Here is an 18148-nt window from a genome sequence, read left to right as displayed (position 1 = left end):
GGCCGCCTCCACTCTGGGGCGGCCGGGTCCGGCCGCCGGGGCGAGCAGGACCTGCCGAACCCCTCCTGACGTGCGCTTTCGTCGCTGTCCGCGCATGCGCGGTAGGCCGCCGGTCACAGTTCGGCGGGCGCTCCAGCCCTGGTCAGCCATTCGATCGCTGTTCGTCATCCCACGTCTGCCTGGACCGTGGGGCTTCCGGGTTAGCTTCGTTGCGTTTGCGACAACCACCCCGGAAGGACCCCCATGTGCACTCACGGTGACGCACCGTCACACGAACACGGCGGGCACAGCAGGCGCGGCTTCCTGCGTAACGCGGCCCTGGCCGGTGCGGGCGCGGCAGCGGCCGGCGTCGGTGCGACCGCCCTCGGCGTGACGCCCGCGGTCGCCGCCGAGGCCGCCGACGGCACGGACGCCGCGCGCGGCGGCACGATCGGTCCGTGGCAGCCGGACGCGACCGCCCAGCAGTTCACCCTGGCCGTCATGCCGGACACCCAGTTCCTCTACTGGGGCAGCCAGGACAGCGTCAACCGGACGCCGCAGGAGGAGTCGTTCCGCTACATCATCAACAACAGCGGGACGCCCGACAACAACATCGTCTTCATGGTGCACCTCGGTGACCTGACGGAGGACGCCGACCCGTCGTCCTTCCAGGAGGTCGACAAGGCGTTCGCCATGCTGGACGCGCACGGCGCCGCCTACAGTGTGCTGGCCGGCAACCACGACGTGAGCGGCGACGACAGCCGCGGCGACACGCCCTACCTGCGGACCATGGGCCCGCAGCGCTTCAAGCACGCGAAGACCTTCGCCGGCGCCGACTCGACCGGCTACAACACCGCGCACGTCTTCGAGGCCGCCGGCCGCTCGTGGCTGGTGCTGGCCCTCGACTGGCGGACGTCCGACCAGGGTTTCGCGTGGGCCAACGAGGTCATCAAGGCCCACCCGAAGATGCCGGTGATCCTCACCTCGCACGACATCGTGGCCTCGCCTTACGATGACAACGTTTTCCCGTACGAGTCCGGCGACCCGGAGAACAACGCCGTGCTCTCCGGCTACGGGCAGACGGTCTGGGACAAGCTGATCAAGGACAACGACCAGGTCTTCCTGACCCTCAACGGCCACTACTGGCCGCCCGGGCGGATGACGTCGCAGAACGCGGCCGGCCACGACGTGCACATGCACATCACGAACTACCAGAACCGGTACTTCGGCGGTGGCGGCATGATCCGGCTGTACCACTTCGACCTGGTCCGCAACACGATCGACGTCGAGACGATCAACCCGTGGATCCTCGCGCAGAAGCCGGAGACCCGCACCCGGCTGGCCGCCGAGCACGCCCGGATCACCGGCCCGGTCGACAACTTCTCGATCCCGATCGACTTCGACCAGCGCTTCTCCGGGTTCGTCCCGATCCCGGTCCGGCCGTCCCGGCCGGCCGCCAAGGAACTGGTCAAGGGCACGCTGGCGTACTGGCGTTTCGACGGGCAGGGCGCCCCCGGCTCCTCGCTCGGCGCGGGCACGAAGATCCGCGACCTGTCGGGCAAGGGTAACGACTTGACCGTGGTCACCGTGCCCGGGACGGCCTCCGACGCGCTGACCTGGTCCGCCGACCACCACCCTGACCAGCCGGCGCACGCCAGCCTGAAGTTCACGGGCGGCCGCAACCCGGTCCACGGCGCGTACCTGACCACCGCGGCGAACGCCCCGCTGAACGCGGAGACGTTCAGGTCCGGCTACACCATCGAGACGTTCGTCTCCATGCCCCTCGACTGGGACGCCGGGAACAACGGCTGGGCGTCGATCCTCAGCCGCCGGGGCTCGGCGCAGGCCGCGGGCAAGCACGGGAAGAACACCGACCCGAACGAGCCGGTCGTCCAGCTGTCGATCTCGAACAACGGCCGCGAGCCGCAGTTCAACCACTACCCGATGAACGACACCTACCCCACGACCAACTGGGGCCACGGCCTGGTGGAGCTCAGGTGGTGGCACCTGGCGGTGGTGAACGACGGCCGCTACACCAAGCTGTACGTCGAGGGCGCGCCGGTCGCCGACAACCCCGACCGCCTCTCGGTCGGCCTCACTTCGCTCGGGCTGCCCTGGCTGGTGGGCGGCCACGAGTACGCCGGCGCCGTCGACATCGTCTTCCACGGCAACATCGGTGACATCCGCGTGGTGAACAGGCCGCTGGGGCTGCACGAGTTCCTGACCGCCGAGTAGGTCCTTCAGCTCGGCTCGCTCGGGCGCCTTCTCGCCCTCCCGGGCCACGCGGGCCACCCCCGCCCCCGGGCTCCGCCCGCCTCCGGCCGCACGTGCCGGAGGCGGGCGGCGGCCGTTGGGCGTCGGGAGTACCCGGCAGGGGCATTGCGCGACAACTGGTCTCCGTCCCGCGCTGGTTGTAGAATTTTCCAACCAACTCGCGCGGATGGCCAAGGGGGGGCCGTGGGCACGGAGAGCGCTGAGAACGCGGGCGGCCGCCGGTGGCAGGGCGTGCACAAGGCACTGGCGGACCCGCTGCGCGTACGGCTCCTGGAGACGCTGTGGCAGGCGCCGCAGTCCGCGCGCGAACTCGCCGAACGGGTGGAGACGCCGGCCGATCGGCTCTACTACCACCTGCACCAACTCGCCGAGGCGGGGCTCATCGTCGTCACCGGGCACCGGCCGCTGCCGCGCGGCAAGGTCGAGCGGGTCTACGCCCCCGCCGCCGCCGAGCCTCCGCCGGACGAGCCGGCGAGTCCCCGGGAAATGGCCCGGTTCCTCGGCGCCATGCTGGAGGCCACCCGGGCGGACATCGACGCGGCCTACCGCAGCCGGGAGACGGGTGCGCGGCGGGAGGTGGCGCTGCACCGCGGCGCACTGCGGCTGACGGACGAGGCCCTGGACGAACTACAGCGGTATGTGGGGCAGTTGGCCGAGCGGTGCGCCGCCGAGCAGTCCGGCGGGGAGCCCGGCACATGGACGCGCGTCGTGGTGGCGCTGGTGGACCTGCAGGACCGCCCGCCCCCCGGGTCCGGTACACCCGTCGCGTCCGAGGCCGCCGAACCGGACGCGGGCTCGGCATGACCGGCCGCGAGCGTCCGGCCGGAGGTGGCGAGCTCCGTGTCTCGGACCGCGAACGCGAGCGGGCGGCCGGGTTGCTGGCCGACCACTACGCACTCGGCCGGCTGACCGACGGCGAGCTGGCGGAGCGAGCCGGCGCGGTGTGGGCGGCTCGCACCCGCACCGAACTGGACGCACCGCTGGCGGACCTGCCCGGCCGCGATCGCAACGATCGGCCCGCGGTCACGATGGACACCCGCCTGCTCGTCGTCCTTCTCTGCACGGCACCGCCCGCCGCGGGCGTCTACTGGCTGATCTGCCGGAGAGCCGCCCGCCGGCAGGCGGCACGACGTCGCGGGGGCCGGCCGGTCACGTGAGGGTGTCGACGGCGCGGCGGGCGGCGGCGACGACCTCGGGGGATGTGACGAAGTGGCGGTCCGCGTCGGCGCCGGTGGCGGCGGAGCCCATGGGGACCCAGGTGCCCGCGTGCCGCGCGGCGGCGTGCTGCTTGGCCGAGAGGTGGACGGCGGCTACTCCGGTCGCGGCCAGTGCCGCGACGTCCTCGGGGCGGACGCCGCCCCCGGCCATGATCTCGACGCCGGGCACCGCGTTCACGATCGCCCGCAGCGTGGCCGCGCCCGCCGGGGCGCTGGGTGCGCCGCCGGAGGTGAGGATGCGGGTGACGCCCAGCGAGGCGGCGAGGACGGCCGCCGCCACGGGGTCGGCGGCCTGGTCGATCGCCCGGTGGAGGGTGACCTCGACCGTTCGTCCGGCCCCGGCCCCCGCCACGCGCGCCGCGTCGATCAGCCGCCGCATCGCCTCGGCGTGCAGCGCGCCGTCCGCGTCGAGCACGCCGACCACGACGCCGGCCGCGCCGGCCGCGACCGCGGCCCGCACCTCGGCGGCCATCAGGGCGACCTCCTCGTCGTCGTGGACGAAGTCGCCCGGGCGGCAGCGGATCAGCACCTGAACGGGCAGCCCGGCGGCGACCGTCGCGGCCACCGCCGACTCCGACGGTGTCACGCCGCCCAGTTCGAGCGCCGAGCACAGTTCGACCCGGTCGGCGCCGCCGTCCCTGGCCACCCGGGCGCCCGCGGCCCCGGTCACCGCGATCTCCAGCCCGAGCCGGCCACGGGGCGGGGACGGTTCAGCCGACGCGGCGACGGGCCCCTCCCCCGTGCCTTCGCCGCGCGCGGCGCCGGTCACTCGTCCGCCCCCGTCAGCGCCTCGTCGGAGGACGCGATGAGCCGCGCCGTGAGGTCGGGGTCGGGCATCTCCGCGTCGAAGGGGAACATGGGGCGGCGGATGCGGTGGTGGCCGAGGCGCACCAGGTTCTGGTCGACGCCGCCGGGCGTGAGCGCCATCTTCCAGTCCGCCGCCATGTCGTAGAGCTCGGGCTCGAGGTAGCCGATCTTGACGATGACGATGTCCGCGCCGCGCGGGTCGAGGTCGAGGTCGGTGAAGTCGTGCTCGTGGTGGTAGGGCTTGCGCAGCGCGGTGAGGATGACGTGGACGCTGCCGACGCGCAGCACGACCTCGGTCTCGGCGTCCCGGTCCCCGTGGCGGACGGCGTGGACGACGCCGGTCATCGTCAGCGGGCCGGCGTGGCGGTCGTCGACCTCGGCCCCCGCGGTGACGGTGACGGTCGCGCCGACGCCGGCCTCGGCCGCGGTGCGCACCGCGGAGGGGCCGGGGACGGAGGCGTAGATGACCGTCGGGCCGCCGTCCCCGCGGAACTCCGGGCGGGCCAGCACCTGAGTGAGGCCCCAGGTGACGTCGCCGGCGCCGCCGGCGGTCGGGTTGTCGCCGGTGTCGCTGACGAAGTAGGGCCGCGCCTGGGACGCCAGCGCCTCGTCGAGGCACTCGGCGAGCGTGCCGGTGGGGGCGACGAACACGAAGTCCCGCCGCGCGTCCCAGAATCCGCGGGCCAGCCGCTCCGCGCCCTGGGCGACGGCCTCGGCGTCGCTGCCGGTGACGACGACGGCCGCGCGGTTGCGGGGCTCGTCGGCCCAGGCGTAGCCGACCCAGATCGCGGCGTCGGTCACGCCGTCCAGGGCCTCGACCTCTTCGACGGCGGCGTAGACGCTCTTGGCCGGCTCGATCCGGGTGGAGGTCTGCTCGCCGGCCAGCAGCACGGGCACCGGCACCCACGCCTTGACGGGGCGGGGTCCGCCGGAGACCAGGAGGTCCACCAGGTTGCGGACGGCCCGCTCCTTGGTCTCCATGTGGTCCTCGTGCGGCGCCATCCGGTAGCAGGTGATGAGGTCGCTGCCGTGGACCAGTTCGCGGGAGACGTTGCCGTGCAGGTCCATGGAGGTCGAGACGATCACGTCGGGGCCGACGGTCTCGCGGATCCGCCGCAGCAGGACGGCCTCCGCGTCGTCCAGTCCCTCGACGGTCATGGCGCCGTGGATGTCGTACCAGAGGCCGTCCAGGCGCGGCAGGGCCGCGAGCCGGTCGATGAGCTCGTCGGAGAGCGCGGCGAACGCCTCGGCGGTGACGGTGCCGCCCGGCAGCGACTTGCCGACGAGCGCGCCGTGCCACTCCGCGGCCTCGCGCAGCGGCTCCCCCTTGTCGAGGAACGGGTAGCGGGCCGGCACCTCGTCGCCGCGCGAGGGGTGGAAGGCCGGTGCCTGGGTGCGGGCGGGCGAGAACGTCGACGACTCGATACCGAGGCCGGCGATGGCGATCACCGGGCGGGCGACGGGCGTGCGGGGTTGCGACATGGCTCCTCCAACAGCAGCAGGGGGTCGGGTGGTGGCGGGCACGGGGTCCCGCGGAAGGGTCAGGCGCCGCCGGGGGCCGCGCCGCGCCGGGCGGCCGACGCGGCGACGGGCAGCGGCAGGGCGGCCGCCGCGGGATCGGCCGCGTCGTGCAGGGCCCGCGCCATGGCCCGCTGGAGCGCGAACAGCCCGGCCCCGAAGAGCCCGGCGTCGGCGCCGAGGCTGGCCCGCTCGATGGACAGGTGCTCGGTGACCAGCGGGTGGCAGCTCTCGTAGAGCTGGCTGCGGACCGCGGCGACGAAGGGTTCGAGCGTGGAGAGCATGCCGCCGAGGTAGACGGCGTCGGGGTTGAAGAAGTTGATGTTCGCCGCCAGCACCGTCCCGAGGTGGCTGCCGGCCTGCCGGACGGCACGGGTGGACAGCGGGTCGCCGTCGGAGACCAGGCGCACCACGTCGGCCAGTTCCGTGACCGGTACACCGCCGTCGCGCAGGTTGCGGACCAGCGAGGCGCCGGAGGCGACGGTCTCCAGGCAGCCGGTGTTCCCGCACGAGCAGGGGGTGTCGCCGGCGGCGGCGATCCTGACGTGGGTGATGTCGCCGGCCGCGCCGGTGGCGCCGCGGTAGAGCTTGCCGTCGGCGATGATGCCGGTGCCGATCGCGGACCCCATCTTGACCATGATCGACTGGCGGCGCTCCGCGGGCTGCACGGCGTGCTCGCCGACGGCCATGCAGTTCGCGTCGTTGTCGACGGCGGCCGGCACGCCGAACCGCTCGCGCAGCCAGGCGGCGACCGGGAACCGATGCCAGCCCGGCATCCGGGACGGCAGGGTGACCGCGCCGGCCTGCACGTCCACCGGGCCCGGCAGCGAGCAGCCGACGGCCCGCAGCAGGTCCCGGCCGTGGCGTTCGGCGACGTCCTCCAGCGCCTGGGCCAGGCGCGGCAGTGCGGCTTCCGGGCCCTCGGCGATGACCAGCGGCACGGTGGTGACGTCGGTCAGCTCGCCGCCCGGCAGCACGACGCCGATCCGGGCGTGCTTGCTGCCGAGGTCGGCGGCGACGGCGAACTCGTTGCGCGCGCCGATCCGCAGCACCTTGCGCGGGCGGCCGCCGGTCGAGGCCTGGGTGCCCTGTTCGGTGACCAGCCCGCGCTCGACCAGCTGGCCGACCGTGAGGGAGATCGTCGAGGGCGAGGCGCCCAGCATTTCGGCGAGTTCGGTGCGTGTGGTCCCCTGCCCGGAGGCGATGAGTGCCAGCACGCGCTCGGCGAGTGACGCCGGGCCTTTGGCGCTGTTCCGCTGCGCGGAACTTACGTCGGGCATGGGCGGACTTACTTCCGAAAGAACGGGGTGGACGGCGATGACACTACGCCGGGCAATGCGGAATGAGGAAGTGGCGCGCGCCACATTCCCGTTGCCCTGCGGCCCGGAAATCCGGGCAATCGCCGTGATTTCAGGGCGGCTTCGGATCGGCCCCGGACTTTCTGCATTTTCGCAGAAACATAGTTGTTATCGCCGAAGGTTTGTTTTTTCCGACCCGGAGACCTTTGACTGTCGGCACGCACCGCGGCGCCCCCCTGTGTTCACCGGGTCCCAGCGTTCGTCCGTGGCCGTCCATCCCGAGGAGAATCCATGTTCCCTGTCCGCACGGCGGAACGCCGCCGCTGGGCCCTTGCCGCCGGCACCGCTCTGACGGTCGGCGCCCTGCTCACCGGCTGCAACGGGGCCGGAAACTCGGCCTCCGCCTCGCACGACGCCATCAACTACGCGCTGCCGGCCAACTTCACGCCGAACTGGATCCTGCCGATCGGCACTCCGGCGCACCTGAACACGAACAACGTTTCGATCGCGGCATCGATGTGGGAACCACTGATCGCGTACGACGGTTCGACCGGAACGATGGGCTGGAACAAGGCGGCGTCGATAGCGAGCGCGGCCGACTTCGCCGCCGACGGCAAGAGCGTGACCATCACGCTGGGCAGCCGGCATTGGAGCGACGGAAAGCCGATCACGTCGCGGGACGTCCAGTTCTGGTTCAACCTGATCAAGGCGAACAAAGCCCAGTGGGCCGGCTACAGCGAGGGCAAGGCGCCGGACAACTGGACGTCGTTCAAGGTGACCGACGACCAGCACTTCACGATCACCTTCGACCGCGCCTACAACTCCCAGTGGATGCTGGCCAATCAGCTGAGCCTGATCACCCCGCTGCCGCAGCACCTGTGGGACAAGGACAGCGCGTCGGCCGCCGTCGCGGACACCGACAGCACTCCGGCCGGCGCCCAGAAGGTGTGGACGTACCTCAACACGGCTGCCAAGAGCATCGCCCAGTACGCCTCCGACCCGCTGTGGAAGACCGTCAGCGGCCCCTACACCGTCAAGTCCTTCTCCACCGCGGGCAAGGTCGTGCTCTCCGCCAACGCCTCCTACGACGGCGGTGAGAAGGCGCACATCAAGACGGTGAACCTGCTGCCGTTCACCACGACCGACGCCGAGGAGAACGCGCTGCGCTCCGGCCAGGTCGACTACGGCTACATCAACTCCACCGACCTGGACCAGAAGTCGTCGTTCACCGGGCAGGGCTACACCGTCAAGCCGTGGACCGGCTGGGCGATCACCTACATGCCCTACAACTTCAACAACCCGTCCATGGGCGCGGTGTTCAAGCAGCTCTACGCCCGTCAGGCCGTGCAGGAGTCGATCGACCAGGACAGCCTGGTGAAGGTGATCTACAACGGCACCGCGGTGCCCGGCTACGGCCCGATCCCGACCGCCCAGGCCTCCGACTTCGCTTCGAAGGCGCAGAAGGACAACCCCTACCCGTTCTCCACCACCAACGCCCGGGCGCTGCTGACCGGTCACGGCTGGACGGACCAGGGCGGCACCATGGTCTGCACACAGCCCGGTACGGGGGCCGCGCAGTGCGGCGCAGGCGTGGCCAAGGGCACCAAGTTCGAGATGCAGGTGCTCTCGCAGTCCGGCTCGACGGTGACGGACAACATGATGAGCGCCGTCCAGTCCTCGCTGGGCAAGAGCGGCATCAAGTTCTCCATCAAGACCGCCCCGGTCAACTCCGTGCTGTCGCAGACCCCGCAGTGCACCAGCGGCCAGTCCATCTGCAACTGGCAGCTGTCGTACTTCGGCACCGCGGGCAGCTGGTACTTCCCGGCCTTCCCCACCGGTGACTCGCTGTTCCAGACCAAGGGCGGCTCGAACTTCGGCAGTTACTCCAACCCGGACGTCGACAAGCTGATCAACCAGACCACCACGTCCTCCTCCAGCGACGCCGTCCAGCAGTACAGCGCCGCGCTCGCCAAGGACCTGCCGGTGGTGTGGCTGCCCGAGCCCGACTACCAGATCTCGGTGATCAGGAACGGTCTCGGCGGCTTCGCGCAGGACTCCCTCGCCGACTTCCACCCCGCCCAGTGGCAGTGGACCGGCAAGTGAGCACGTTTCTCTACCTGACCCGGCGCGTGCTGCAGGCGGCCGCGGTGATCCTCATCGTCACCGTGGCCACCTTCTGCCTGCTGCACGCGCTGCCCGGGGGTCCCGCTCGCGGGATCCTCGGGCCCCAGGCCACCGCGCAGCAGATCGCGCAGTTCAACCACGAGCAGAGTCTCGACCAGTCGCTGCCCGTGCAGTACTTCGCCTACCTCGGGCGGCTGCTGCACGGCGACCTCGGGACCTCCTACACGCTCAACGAGCCGGTCGCGCAGCTCATCCAGGAGCGGCTGCCGAAGACGCTGGTGCTCACCGTGCTGTCGGCCGGGGTCGGCCTGCTGCTCGCGATCCCGCTGGGGATGTGGCAGGCCGTCCGGCGCAACAAGCCGGTCGACTACGTCATCACCACGCTGAGCTTCGTCGCGTACTCCACCCCGGTGTACTTCCTCGGCCTGATGCTGGTGCTGGTCTTCAGCCACATCCTGCCGTGGTTCCCGGCGCAGGCGCCGCAGGGCGACACCCTCGCCCAGGTCTTCGCCGACCCCGCCGGGCTGGTGCTGCCGGTCGCCGCGGGCGCCGCGTCCGTGGTCGCCGTATTCAGCCGGTACATGCGCGGTGCGACGCTGGAGAACCTGTCCGAGGACTACGTCAGGACCGCCCGCGCCGGTGGTTCGCGGCGCGGCGCGATCCTGCGCCGGCACGTCTTCCGCAACTCCCTGACCCCCGTCGTGGCGATGCTCGGCTACTACGTGCCGGTGCTGTTCGGCGGCGCGCTGGTGGTGGAGCAGCTGTTCAACTACCCCGGCATGGGGCTGCTGTTCTGGACCGCCGCGCAGTCCTCGGACTACCCGGTGCTGCTCGGCTGCGTGCTGGTGATCTCGGTCGCCACCGTGGTCGGCACGCTCGCCGCGGACGTCGTCCAGCGGTTCATCGACCCCCGAGTGAAGGAGGGCCGCGCATGAGCGCCGTAGTCCAGTCCGGCCAGTTGCCCGGCGGCACAGGGCCGTCGGCGGGGGCGGAGGCCGACGGGGCGGGAGTGTCCGGGCTGCGTCTGGCGGTGCGGCGGTTCAGCCGCAACCGGCTCGCGGTCATCGGGCTCGCCGTGGTCGTGCTGTTCTTCCTGTTCTGCTTCGCCGGGCCGCTGCTGTACTCCACCGACCAGACGCACACCGCGCTGACCAGCGCGAATCTGGGCCCGAGCGGCTCCCACCTGCTCGGTACCGACGCGGTCGGCCACGACGAGCTCGGCCGGCTGATGTACGGCGGGAAGGTCTCCCTGGTCGTGGGCCTGGCCGCCGGTGTGCTGGCGACCGTGATCGGCACCCTGTGGGGCGCCGCGGCCGGTTACGCCGGCGGGTGGGTCGACGCGGTCATGATGCGCGTCGTCGACGCCGGCATCGCGATCCCCGCGCTGTTCATCCTGCTGGTCATCTCGGCCATCGCCACGCCCGGGGTGTGGGGCCTGATCCTCATCCTCGGCCTGGTGTCGTGGCTGGTGCCCTCCCGGCTGGTGCGGGCCGAGACGCTGACGCTGAAGAACCGCGACTACGTGCACACCCTGCGGGCCATCGGCGGCAGCCACACCCGGGCGATCGGCCGGCACATCCTGCCCAACTCGGTGTCCACGGTGGTGGTCGCGGCGACCTTCCAGGTGGCCGACGCCATCCTGCTCGTCGCCTACGTCTCCTACCTCGGGCTCGGTCTCCAGCCGCCCAAGACCGACTGGGGCGGCATGCTCTCGGCCGGCCTCAGCGCCACCTACTCCGGTCGCTGGTGGCTCATCGTGCCGCCCGGCCTCGCCGTCATCCTCGTCGTCTGCGCGTTCAACGCCATCGGCGACGGACTCCGTGACGCATTCGACGTGAGGGGACGCGGATGACCGCCACCGACCGCACCACCACCGCCGGCGAGCCCATTCTGCGGCTGGAGGACCTCGGGGTGACGTTCTCCTCGGAGACCGGCGACGTGCCGGCCGTCCGGGGAGTGTCCCTGCACGTCCGGCCGGGCGAGACGCTCGCCCTCGTCGGCGAGTCGGGTTCCGGCAAGTCCACCGTCGCGCTGGCGTCGATCGGGCTGCTGCCGGACAACGCCCGCGCCACCGGCCGTGCCCTGCTCGGCTCCACCGACGTGGTCGGCGCCGCCGAGCGGGACCTGGCGTCGCTGCGCGGCCGTACCGTCTCGATGGTCTTCCAGGAGCCGGCGACCGCGCTGGACCCGCTGACCCGCATCGGCGCGCAGATCGCCGAGGTGGTGCGCAACCACCGCCGGATCGCCGCCAAGGAGGCCGACGCGCTCGCCGTCGACCTGCTGCGCCGCGTGGGTATCCCGGACCCCGAACGGCGGGCCCGCGCCTTCCCGTTCGAGCTCTCCGGCGGCCAGCGCCAGCGCGTCGTCATCGCGATGGCCATCGCCAACGACCCGGGCCTGCTCATCGCCGACGAGCCGACCACCGCGCTGGACGTCACGGTGCAGGCCGAGATCCTGGACCTGCTGCGCCGGCTGGCCGTCGAGTCGGGCACCGGCGTCCTGCTGGTCACCCACAACATGGGCGTGGTCGCCGACTTCGCCGACCGTGTCGCGGTGATGCTGCAGGGCCGGATCGTGGAGACCGGACCCGTCGAGGACGTCCTGCTGCGCCCCGAACACGAGTACACCAAGCGGCTGCTGGCCGCGGTGCCGCGGCTGGCCGTGGCGCCGGCCGCGGTCCCGGCCGCTGCAAAGGACGGCGCCGCAGCCGGATCCCAGGACCGGCCGGAAGCCGGATCACAGGACGGGCCGCGGACCGGAACCGAGGCCGGTGCGGAGTCCGCCACGCCGGCCCCCGAGGTCCCGCTGCCGCGCTACGCCGCCCGCGCCAGGAAGGCGAACACCGACACCGCCCAGGGGTCCGCGGCCGGCCACGAGCCCGTGGTCGACCTGCGGGACGTGACGGTCGTCTACGGCCGCCGCATCGGCGCGGTGCGCGCCCTGGACGGCGTGTCCCTGAACGTCCGGCCCGGCGAGACCGTCGGGCTGGTGGGTGAGTCGGGTTCGGGCAAGTCCACCGCGGCACGTGTCGCGCTGGGCCTGATCCGTCCCACCTCCGGCACGGTCACGCTCTTCGGCTCCGACCTGCGCCGCACCCGCGCCCGGGCCCGGCGCGAACTGCGCTCGGGCATCGGCGTCGTCCTGCAGGACCCGGTCGCCTCGCTCGACGCGCGGATGACGGTGCTGGAGTGCATCGCCGAGCCGCTGCGGGTGCACCGGCGCGGCATGTCCGCGAAGGAGCGCCAGGAGCAGGTCGGCGCACTCCTGGAACGGGTGCGGCTGCCGCGGTCGTTCGCGCAGCGGGCCCCGAGGGAGCTGTCCGGCGGCCAGCGGCAGCGGGTCAGCCTCGCGCGTGCCCTGGCTCTGGAGCCGAAGCTGCTCGTGGCCGACGAGCCGACGAGCGCGCTCGACGTCAGCGTGCAGGAGGCGGTGCTGGAGGTGATCACCGAACTGCAGGATGAGCTCGGCTTCGCCTGCCTGTTCGTGTCCCACGACCTCGCGGTCGTGCAGCACTTCGCCGAACGCGTCGTCGTCATGCGCTCGGGCCGGATCGAGGAGCAGGGGGGCACCATGGACACCCTCCTGCACCCCGGCACCGACTACACCCGGCGCCTGCTGGCGGCGGTGCCCGTCCCCGACCCGGTGCTCCAGCGCCGGCGGCGGGCGGCCAGACTCGCCGCGACCGCGGGGGCCGCCGCGGGCGGAGCGGGGGCGACGGCGTGACCTGGACCCTCGAACCGTCCGGTTCCGCGCCCGCCTCCTCGGGACCGGCGGTCCTGGCGGGCGTGGACATCGGCGGCACCACCACCCAGGTCGTGCTCTGCTCCACCGGTCTGGACGTCCTGGACCGCGTCGAACTGCCCACGCCCGCCGCGGAGGGCGGCCGGGCGATGATAGACACCGTGCTCGACGGGCTGCGGCTGCTGCTGGGCCGCAGTCCGGCCCGCCTGGCGGGTGTGGGAGTCGGCGCGGCCGGAGTGGTCGACGCCGACACCGGCCGGATCCTGGTGGCCAGCGACTCGTTCACCGGCTGGGCCGGATTCGGCGTAACCGCCGCGCTCGAGGCCGCGCTGGGCGTGCCGGCGTTCCTGGACAACGACGTGAACGCCTTCCTGCGCGGCGAGGTCGCCAAGGGCGCCGTCGCCGGCGAGCGGTACGTGCTCGGCATGACGCTGGGCACCGGGGTAGGCGGCGCACTGTGGATGAACGGGGCACTCCTCGACGGGCCGCACGGCGCCGCAGGCGAGATCGGCCACATCCCCGGCTTCGGCGACCTGCCCTGCTCCTGCGGGGGCCGCGGCCACCTGGAGACCCTCGCCGCGGGCCGCTCACTCGCGGCCCGGTACGCCGAGCGCACCGGCCGGGACACCGACGCCCGGGGCGTCGCGCTGGCCGCCGGGGAGGGCGACGCCGACGCGCTCGCCGTCCTCACCGCGGCCGGCGCCGGGATCGCCCGTGCGCTGCTCATCACCGCGGGCCTGGTCGACGTCACCACCGTCGTCATCGGCGGCGGGGTCAGCCGCGCCTGGCCGCTGCTGGAGCCCGCCGTCCAGGCGGCCCTGGCCGCGGAACCGCCGGTGAGCGGCCGGCCGATCCGGCTCGTGCCGTCGCTGCTGGGCAGCGACGCGGTGGCCGTCGGCGCCGCCTCCCGCGCCCGCGGCGCGCTCACCGCCGCCGCCTCCTGACGGCGGCCTCCCCGAACGGCGCCCCCGCCGGTCACGGATCGACCTGGCCGGCCGGGGCGTCACCCCCTCGCGCCCCGCACAGCGGGCCTCACGAGCCCCCGACCGTCCCGGTCGGGGGCTCCTCCCGTTGCCCGCGCCGGGCGGTGCGACGCCATTCATTAGGTCAGTTGCCCAATGGTTGCGGCGTGTTCACCCGCTCCATACTCATCCGACGCCGGTTCCCCCTGGTCCCGCCGCGCCCCGCCCCGCTACCGAGGATTGGCCCGTTCATGATGAGACGCGGGCGCCTGCGCGCCCTTGTGACCCTGCTCCTGTCGATCTGTCTGGCGGCCTTCGCCGCAGCCCAGTCGGCCACGGCCGCCGCGCCGGCGGCCGCGCACCCGAAGACGGCCGCGCACACCGCTCCCGCCGCCCGGCCGATCCCCGCCGCCGCGCCCGCCGCACCGGCGCCCGCCGCACCGGCACCGGCACCGGCACCGGCACCGGCACCGGCAAAGCCCGCCCCGCATGATCCCGACGACAAGCCCGCCGGCTGCTTCACCGCGACCCCGAAGCAGGGCACGGCGAGCTGCTTCACCTGGGTGCGCGCCTCGGCCGGACGACGCCTGGCCGCCCAGGACGGGCCCCCGAGCGCCGCGCTGACCCCCACCGACATCCGGTCCGCCTACCGCCTGCCGGCCGGCGGGCAGGGCCAGACCGTCGCGGTCGTGGACGCCAACGGCTACGCGGCCGCGGAGGCCGACCTCGCGACGTTCCGCGCCCAGTACGGACTCTCCGCCTGCACCACGCAGAACGGCTGCTTCCGCAAGGTCGACCAGCGCGGCGGAACCGACTACCCGGCCGACGACCCCGACTGGGCGCTGGAGACCGCGCTCGACGTCGACGCCGTCTCGTCGGTCTGCCCCGCCTGCCACATCCTCCTGGTCGAGGCGGACTCCGCCAGCACGCACGACCTGGGAGCGGCCGTCGACACCGCGGTGACGCTCGGCGCCAAGTTCGTCTCCAACTCCTACGGCGCCCCCGACACGCGGGCCGCCGGAAAGGTCGACGACGCCGACTACGACCACCCGGGCGTGGTCATCACCGCCTCCACCGGCGACATCGGCAACGCGATCGAGTGGCCGTCCTCCAACCCGCACGTCCTCGCCGTCGGCGGCACGACCCTGACCGCGGCCCCCGGAACCTCGCGCGGCTGGACCGAGACCGCCTGGTCCGACGGCGGCAGCGGCTGCTCGTCGTTCGAACCCCGCACCGTCTACCAGAGCGCCCTGGCAACCGCGTGCGCGCACAAGGCCACCGCTGACGTCTCCGCGGACGCCGACCCCGGCACCGGCCTGGCGATGTACAACTCCCTGAACGGCGGCTGGCTGCAGGGCGGCGGCACGAGCCTGGCCTCGCCGCTCGTCGCCGCGATGTACGCGCTGGCGGGCACCCCGGCCGCCGGCACCTACCCGGCGGACTACCCCTACGTCCACGCCGCCGGCGACCTGTACGACGTCACGGCGGGCAGCGACGGCGACTGCGGCAGCGTGCTGTGCACCGCCGGCGCCGGCTGGGACGGGCCCACCGGCCTCGGCACGCCCAACGGTGTCGCCGCCTTCACCATGGGCCCGCAGGGGACGGTCACCGGCAAGGTCACCGACAAGGCGAGCGGAGCCCCGCTGACCGGGGTCCCCGTCGTGCTGACGGACACCGCCCGGCAGCTCACCTTCCGCACGCTCACCGACAGCACCGGCACGTACCGCACCGGCGTCTCGGCCGGCACGTACGACGTCTCGGTGTCCGTGTTCGGCTACGGCAAGGGCGCCGTCACCGGCCTCGCGGTCGCGGCCGGCCGCGGCGCCACCGCCGACGTGACGCTGACCAGGACGCCGCGGCACACCGTCTCGGGCAAGGTCACCGACTCCGGTCACGGCTGGCCGCTCTACGCCCGCATCACCGTCCCCGGCGACCCGGACACCCCGGTCCACACCGACCCCCGGACCGGCGCCTACGCGCTGTCCCTGCCCGAACGGGCCGGCTACACCCTGGACGTGACGCCGCTGTACCCCGGCTACGCGCCTTCCGTCACGACCGTCACCCTCGGCACGAAGGAGCTGCGCCGCGACGTGTCCGTCACACCGGACACGACCCTGTGCACCGCGCCCGGCTACGGGTACTCCGCGCAGGCCGACTTCACCGGATGGACCACGGCCCCCCGATACGGCTGGAGCGTCGCCTCCGCCGGCGCACCGGGGCAGGGCTGGCGGTTCGACGACCCCGGTCACCGGGGTGAACTGACCGGTGGCACGGGCGGCTTCGCGACCGTCGACCCGCAGAGCGAGTTCGGCGCCGCCGAGGACGCGACCCTCACCTCCCCGGTGTTCGACCTGACCGGGCGCCGCAGCGCCGACCTCACGTTCCGCACCGCCGCCGTCCTCGCTGCGGGTGCCGCGGCCGACGCCTCGGTCACCACCGACGGCGGCAGGACCTGGAAGCGGGTGTACCAGGCCGACGGCAGCGCCGCCGGTGCCGCCCGCACCGTCGAGGTACCGCTCACCCGGGCCCTCGGTCACCGCGAGGTCCAGGTCCGCTTCCACTTCGCCGGCCACGGCGACTCCTACGTCCAGCTGTCGAACGTCGCGGTGGGCCAGTGCCGGCCCCTCGGCGGCGGCCTGGTCATGGGCGAGGTCAGCGACGCCAACACCCGCAAGCCGCTGGACGGCGCCACCGTCACCGACACCTCCGCGCCGGTGACCGACGCCTACGCCACCACCGTCAGCAGCACCCACCCGGACGACGCGAACCTGCCGGGCGGCTTCTACTGGCTGTACTCCCCCAAGGCCGGGCCGAACACCGTCACCACGACGGCGCCGCGCTACACCGCCGTCCGCACCACCGTCACCGCCTCCGCCGCGGTGCGCGCCTACAGCCCCGTCCTGCGGGCCGGCCGGCTGAAGGTCTCGCCCGGTCAGGTGACGCTGAAGAGCACCCTCGGCGGCACGGCGAGCGCGGACGTCACGCTCACCAACACCGGGACCGCGCCGCTCAGGGTCACCGTGGGCGACCAGAACCCCGGCTCGACGGCGGCGCCGGGCGGCAGCGCATGGCGGGGCCTGCCCGACTACCCCGAACTGGTCGTCAACAGCGTCGTCGCCTCCTACCGGGGCCGGACCTACTCCGTCGGCGGCGCGTCGACGCTGTTCGTCGGCATGCTCGGTGAGTCCGGGCTGGTCAGGCACAACTACGTCTACGATCCCGCGGTCGGCTCCTGGCGGCAGTTCGCCGACCTGCCGCAGCTGCGGACGGGCGCCGCGGGCGCGTTCGTGAACGGCACGCTGTACGTCGTCGGCGGTATGGACTACCCGGGCGGCCGCGTCGGGGTGTTCGAGTCCACCACGTACGCGTACCACCCGGACAGCGACGCCTGGACGCGGGTCGCCGACCTGCCGCACGGTGTGGCGTTCGCCGACACCGCGGTGTTCGGTGGGCAGTTGTACGTCGTCGGCGGCCAGACCGCCGGCGGCGGCGACTCGGCGGCGGCCTACCGCTACGACCCGGCCGCCGACACCTGGACCCAGATCGCCGACTACCCGGTCCCGGTGGACTCCGGCGGCTGCGGCGGCGGCGTCGACGCCATCGTGTGCGCCGGCGGCCACACCCAGCAGGGCCTGAACACGGCCGTCCTGGCGAGCACGTACCTCTACCACCCCGCCACCGGAACCTGGACCCGCGGCGCCGACATGCCGTTCAGCGACTACCTCGGCTCCTACGGCTCCGCGAACGGCGAACTGCAGGTCGCCGGCGGCGCGGGCGGCGACCGGACCGGCGCCGCCGTCCAGTACGACCCGGTGGCCGACGTCTGGAGTGTCCTGCCCGACACCCCGGTGGCCGCCTACGGCGCCGGCCGCGGCACCGGCTGCGGGCTGTCCCTGGTGGGCGGGTCGGTCTACGGCCTCCCCGCCGCGGGCACCACCGGCTTCAGCGCCCTGCCCGGCTTCGACCAGTGCGGCGGTGACGACGTCGCCTGGCTGTCGGAGAGCAGGACCACGGTGAACCTGGCGCCCGGCCGGTCCGCCCGGGTGCGGGTGACCGCCGACGCGCGCGCTCTCCCGGTCCCCGGCGATCAGGCGGCCTGGCTGTCGCTGATCACCGACTCCCCGTACCCGAGCCGCCCGGTGCCGGTCGGCTTCACGGCGACCGCCCCCGGCTCCCGGGGGGAACTGACGGGCACGGTCCGCTCCGCGGCGGGCGGCGCCGCCCTTCC

General features: G+C 73.3%; 12 protein-coding genes. 9 read left to right on the top strand and 3 right to left on the bottom strand.

The features are described from left to right. Positions 1-243: 243 nt before the first annotated feature. The 3 genes from K7862_RS32205 (at position 244) to K7862_RS32195 (ending at position 3410) form a co-directional block, all read left to right on the top strand. The gene (locus K7862_RS32205; RefSeq protein WP_222968482.1) at positions 244-2214 is read left to right on the top strand and encodes a LamG-like jellyroll fold domain-containing protein; all 1971 of its coding nucleotides are present in this window, start codon (positions 244-246) and stop codon (positions 2212-2214) included. Positions 2215-2436: 222 nt separating this feature from the next. Further along, positions 2437-3057: an ArsR/SmtB family transcription factor gene (locus K7862_RS32200; RefSeq protein ID WP_222968481.1), complete on the top strand. Its 621-nt coding sequence runs from the start codon at positions 2437-2439 to the stop codon at positions 3055-3057. Next, positions 3054-3410: a DUF1707 SHOCT-like domain-containing protein gene (locus tag K7862_RS32195; protein ID WP_222968479.1), complete on the top strand. Its 357-nt coding sequence runs from the start codon at positions 3054-3056 to the stop codon at positions 3408-3410. The genes K7862_RS32200 and K7862_RS32195 overlap by 4 nt, the downstream gene beginning before the upstream one ends. Here K7862_RS32195 and K7862_RS32190 read toward each other — a convergent pair. From K7862_RS32190 to K7862_RS32180, 3 genes are all read right to left on the bottom strand, one after another. Beyond that, on the bottom strand, positions 3403-4146 hold the full coding sequence (locus tag K7862_RS32190) for a copper homeostasis protein CutC (RefSeq protein ID WP_372461709.1): 744 nt from the start codon (positions 4144-4146) through the stop codon (positions 3403-3405). The two genes, K7862_RS32195 and K7862_RS32190, sit on opposite strands and share 8 nt — an antisense overlap. A gap of 89 nt (positions 4147-4235) precedes the next feature. Continuing rightward, entirely contained in the window at positions 4236-5759 is a 1524-nt protein-coding gene (locus K7862_RS32185; RefSeq protein ID WP_222968478.1) for a M81 family metallopeptidase, read from the bottom strand. 59 nt (positions 5760-5818) lie between these two features. Further along, positions 5819-7075, bottom strand: coding sequence for an ROK family protein (locus K7862_RS32180; protein WP_222968477.1), 1257 nt, complete (start codon positions 7073-7075; stop codon positions 5819-5821). 309 nt (positions 7076-7384) lie between these two features. Between K7862_RS32180 and K7862_RS32175 the strand changes: the two genes are divergently transcribed. The 6 genes from K7862_RS32175 to K7862_RS32150 all read left to right on the top strand — a co-directional run. Then, positions 7385-9196 carry a peptide ABC transporter substrate-binding protein gene (locus tag K7862_RS32175; RefSeq protein ID WP_222968476.1) on the top strand — a complete coding sequence of 604 codons (1812 nt, stop codon included), beginning with the start codon at positions 7385-7387 and terminating at the stop codon, positions 9194-9196. Further along, a complete protein-coding gene (locus tag K7862_RS32170; protein WP_222968475.1) occupies positions 9193-10152 on the top strand; it encodes an ABC transporter permease in 960 nt (319 codons plus the stop codon). Before K7862_RS32175 ends, K7862_RS32170 begins: the two co-directional genes overlap by 4 nt. Beyond that, complete coding sequence (locus K7862_RS32165) at positions 10149-11069, top strand: ABC transporter permease (protein WP_222968474.1); 921 nt, start codon at positions 10149-10151, stop codon at positions 11067-11069. Before K7862_RS32170 ends, K7862_RS32165 begins: the two co-directional genes overlap by 4 nt. Further along, complete coding sequence (locus K7862_RS32160) at positions 11066-12940, top strand: dipeptide ABC transporter ATP-binding protein (RefSeq protein WP_222968473.1); 1875 nt, start codon at positions 11066-11068, stop codon at positions 12938-12940. The genes K7862_RS32165 and K7862_RS32160 overlap by 4 nt, the downstream gene beginning before the upstream one ends. Beyond that, positions 12937-13902 carry an ROK family protein gene (locus K7862_RS32155; protein ID WP_222968472.1) on the top strand — a complete coding sequence of 322 codons (966 nt, stop codon included), beginning with the start codon at positions 12937-12939 and terminating at the stop codon, positions 13900-13902. The genes K7862_RS32160 and K7862_RS32155 overlap by 4 nt, the downstream gene beginning before the upstream one ends. 269 nt (positions 13903-14171) lie before the next feature. After that, the coding region (locus tag K7862_RS32150; RefSeq protein ID WP_222968470.1) for a carboxypeptidase regulatory-like domain-containing protein at positions 14172-18148 on the top strand (3977 nt) is incomplete at its 3' end.

The sequence above is a fragment of the Actinacidiphila acidipaludis genome (assembly GCF_019890725.1).
Taxonomy (GTDB): domain Bacteria; phylum Actinomycetota; class Actinomycetes; order Streptomycetales; family Streptomycetaceae; genus Actinacidiphila; species Actinacidiphila acidipaludis.
This window is presented reverse-complemented; position numbering and strand designations above follow the sequence as displayed.

Excerpts from the sequence above, each read along its gene's own strand:
- K7862_RS32205 (WP_222968482.1), top strand. The coding sequence starts at position 244 with ATGTGCACTCACGGTGACGCACCGTCACACGAACACGGCGGGCACAGC.
- K7862_RS32195 (WP_222968479.1), top strand. The coding sequence starts at position 3,054 with ATGACCGGCCGCGAGCGTCCGGCCGGAGGTGGCGAGCTCCGTGTCTCG.
- K7862_RS32185 (WP_222968478.1), bottom strand. The coding sequence starts at position 5,759 with ATGTCGCAACCCCGCACGCCCGTCGCCCGCCCGGTGATCGCCATCGCC.
- K7862_RS32180 (WP_222968477.1), bottom strand. The coding sequence starts at position 7,075 with ATGCCCGACGTAAGTTCCGCGCAGCGGAACAGCGCCAAAGGCCCGGCG.
- K7862_RS32175 (WP_222968476.1), top strand. The coding sequence starts at position 7,385 with ATGTTCCCTGTCCGCACGGCGGAACGCCGCCGCTGGGCCCTTGCCGCC.
- K7862_RS32165 (WP_222968474.1), top strand. The coding sequence starts at position 10,149 with ATGAGCGCCGTAGTCCAGTCCGGCCAGTTGCCCGGCGGCACAGGGCCG.
- K7862_RS32160 (WP_222968473.1), top strand. The coding sequence starts at position 11,066 with ATGACCGCCACCGACCGCACCACCACCGCCGGCGAGCCCATTCTGCGG.